3 protein-coding genes and 1 pseudogene are annotated in these 3,200 nt (G+C 70.9%); all 4 read left to right on the top strand.

Features of this window, described 5'->3' with window-relative positions:
• Positions 1-247: 247 nt before the first annotated feature.
• Entirely contained in the window at positions 248-763 is a 516-nt protein-coding gene (locus H596_RS0118740; RefSeq protein ID WP_084603029.1) for a DUF2924 domain-containing protein, read from the top strand.
• The gene (locus tag H596_RS0118735) at positions 760-2,109 is read left to right on the top strand and encodes a recombinase family protein (RefSeq protein ID WP_037302065.1); all 1,350 of its coding nucleotides are present in this window, start codon (positions 760-762) and stop codon (positions 2,107-2,109) included. Before H596_RS0118740 ends, H596_RS0118735 begins: the two co-directional genes overlap by 4 nt.
• On the top strand, positions 2,106-2,567 hold the full coding sequence (locus H596_RS22470) for a hypothetical protein (RefSeq protein WP_245584079.1): 462 nt from the start codon (positions 2,106-2,108) through the stop codon (positions 2,565-2,567). The genes H596_RS0118735 and H596_RS22470 overlap by 4 nt, the downstream gene beginning before the upstream one ends.
• Before the next feature lie 46 nt (positions 2,568-2,613).
• Positions 2,614-3,200 (top strand): annotated as a pseudogene (locus tag H596_RS22465) (restriction endonuclease); the annotation flags it as partial.

Below are 3,200 nucleotides of genomic sequence, written 5' to 3'. Positions count from 1 at the left end.
GCGGGACGGATCGGGGATGGCGCGGGTAGCTCCCTGGTGTGAGCACCGCATCGCCGATCAACCCGCACCTCCCGCCCCACCTGCGCGAGGTCTGCGCCATCCTGGCGGCCGGCCTGCTGCGGCTGCGCAGCCGCGCCGCCGAGGATCTCGCGCGCGACGCCGCTGACGCTCGGGACCCGGGAGAGGTTCGCCTACACTCCGCGCCCCGGCAGCGCCGTCATGCCAACCCGACTCGTCGGAGACAGGCATGACAATGCGCTCCAATTATAATGTGCAGGCCGCTGCGGCGTCGGCCGCGGTGGTCGCCAGCATCCCGCCGGCCAGCGTGCTGCCCCGGCTGGCGGCCCTGAAGACCGCCGACATCGCCGAGCTGAAGCGGCAGTGGCGCGAGCTCTGCGGCACCGAGCCGCCGCCCTACAATCGGAAGTTCCTGGAGAGCCGGCTCGCCTACCGCATCCAGGAGCTGGCCTACGGAGGCCTGAAGCCGGAGACGGTCGCCAGGCTCGAGGCCCTGGGCGAGCAACTCGACGGCGGCAACGTCGTCCTCCGCCGGATCCGCGCTGGCGAAGATCGGCCAATCGCCGGCACTCGGCTGGTCCGGGAGTACCAGGGCGTCCAGCACGCCGTCACCGTGCTGCCGGACGGCTTCGAGTACGAGGGCCGCCCCTACCGCTCCCTCTCCGCCATCGCTCGGCACATCACTGGTACCCGCTGGAACGGCTGGTCCTTCTTTGGCTTGAAGAACCAGCGAGGGCAGGCATGAGACGCAGGACGCCTGCCGCGGCCGAGGCCGCCATGCCGGCCGCGGTGCGGAAGCTCCGCTGCGCCGTCTACACCCGGAAGTCGACCGAGGAGGGGCTGGAGAAGGAGTTCAACAGCCTCGACGCCCAGCGCGATGCCTGCGAGGCCTTCATCGCCAGCCAGCGCGCCGAGGGCTGGGTGCTGGTGCCGGACCACTACGATGATGGCGGTGTCTCCGGCGGTACCCTCGAGCGCCCGGCCCTGCAGCGCCTGCTGCGCGATATCGAGGCCGACCGGGTCGACGTGGTGGTGGTCTACAAGATCGACCGCCTCAGCCGCTCGCTTATGCACTTCGCCAAGCTGGTGGAGGTGTTCGATGCGCACAAGGTCACCTTCGTCTCGGTGACGCAGTCCTTCAACACCACGACCAGCATGGGCCGCCTGACGCTCAACATCCTGCTCAGCTTCGCCCAGTTCGAGCGCGAGGTGATCGGCGAGCGGGTGCGCGACAAGATCGCCGCCTCGAAGGCGCGCGGCATGTGGATGGGCGGCCCGGTCCCGCTCGGCTACGAGGTGCGCGACCGCAGGCTGGTGGTGAACGAGGAAGAGGCCGTGCGGGCGCGGCGGGCGTTCGAACTCTTCGCGGAAACCGGCTCCGGCGTGGAGGCCGTCCGGCGGCTGCGCGCCGAGGGCGTGCTGACCAAGACCGGCCGGCCCTTCGACAAGGGGGCGCTCTACCGGCTGCTGAGCAACCGGACCTACCTCGGCGAGGTGGCGCACAAGGGCAAGGTCTACCCCGGCGAACACCGGGCGATCGTGGCGCGGGAGTTGTGGGACCGGGTCCATGCCATCCTGCAGGAGAGCCCGCGGGTGCGCGCCAACCAGAACCGCCGGCAGACCCCGGCCCTGCTGCAGGGCCTGATCTTCGGGCCGGATGGCCGCGCAATGTCGCCCACCCACACGCGGCGGCGGGGGCGGCTCTACCGCTACTACGTCAGCCAGGCCGTGCTGAAGGGGGGACCGGAGGACTGCCCGGTCCGGCGGCTGCCCGCGGCCGAGATCGAGGCGGCGGTGGTGGACCAGGTCCGCGCGCTGCTGCGCCAGCCGGAGGTGGTGGTGGGCACCTGGCTCGCGGCGCGGGCCGAGGTGCAGGACCTGACCGAGGCCGAAACCCTGGCCATCCTGGAACGGCTGGACCCGCTGTGGGACGAGCTGTTCCCGGCGGAGCAGGCCCGGATCGTCCGGCTGCTGGTCGAGCGGGTCGAGGTCAGCCCCTCCGGCGCCGATATCCGGCTACGGCTGGCCGGGCTCGCCGGTCTGGTGCGGGATCTCGCCGGCATTGGTGCCGAGACCCGGAGGGTGGCATGATGACGGCCACCAGCATCACGGTCCGCATCCCGCTGAGGATTCGCCGCCGCGGTGGGCGGAAGCTGGTGGTCGCGCCAGACGGCAATGCCTCCGGCGCCGAGCCGGCGCGAACCCGGGCTGACCCGGCCCTAGTCAAGGCGCTCGCGCGGGCGCATCGGTGGAAGCGGCTGCTGGAGAGCGGTCGCTACGCCTCCCTCGGCGAGCTGGCCGCCGCCGAACGAATCGACCGCGGCTATCTCGGCCGACTCCTCCAACTGACGCTCCTTGCACCGGACCTCATTGAGGCGATCCTGGATGGGCGGCAGCCTCCTGATCTCAGCCTGCCGACCCTGATGGCACCCTTCTCCGCCGTCTGGGCCGAGCAGCGACTCGGCCTTCCGGGCGGCGCGGGAGGACAGAAGAAGAACAGCCGCAGATCTTCGGCGCATGGGAACCAGGCTGGGGATCCGGCGCGATGACCGCCTCCCCCCTGTTCGGGGGCGCAGAGCGTGGCATTATCGTAATGTGCCCACGACAGTCATCGACAACCCCATCCTCAACAGCCCCTTCGCCGAGCCGACCCGCCATTGGGTGCTCGACGAGAATGGCATCCCCACCGGCTTCCCGGCGGAAGGCCGGCGCCGGAGCGAGTTCGTCGTCCCGGTCCCCCCGCCTAAGCACAAGCTGAAGGCGCAGGGCAGCCTCGACCTCGAGGACAACTTCGGCCAGCGCAAGCCGAACGATTACATCAACGAGATCCGCTCGAAGGTGGCCGCCTGGCGCTCCCTCGGCGACGCCGGCCTCCGCGCCACCGTCACCCCGGTCACCGCCCGGCTGCTGCAGCACTGGCGCGACCCCACCCGGCAGCGCCGCCTCTTCTTCTGCCAGGTCGAGGCGGTCGAAACCGCCATTTGGCTCACCGAGGTCGCCCCGAAGCAGGAGCTTGACCGGCTGCGCGCCCTCAGCGCTGAGGCCAACCCCGACCTGCTGCGCATCGCCTTCAAGCTCGCGACCGGCGCCGGCAAGACCACGGTCATGGCGATGCTGATCGCCTGGCAGACCCTGAACGCCGCCCGCGCCCGCAACTCCACCCGCTTCACCGACGCCTTCCT

The organism is Rubritepida flocculans DSM 14296 (assembly GCF_000425365.1).
Classification (GTDB): Bacteria; Pseudomonadota; Alphaproteobacteria; order Acetobacterales; family Acetobacteraceae; genus Roseococcus; species Roseococcus flocculans.
The sequence above is the reverse complement of the archived record's forward strand: the minus strand, read 5'-3'. Positions and strand labels throughout refer to the sequence as shown.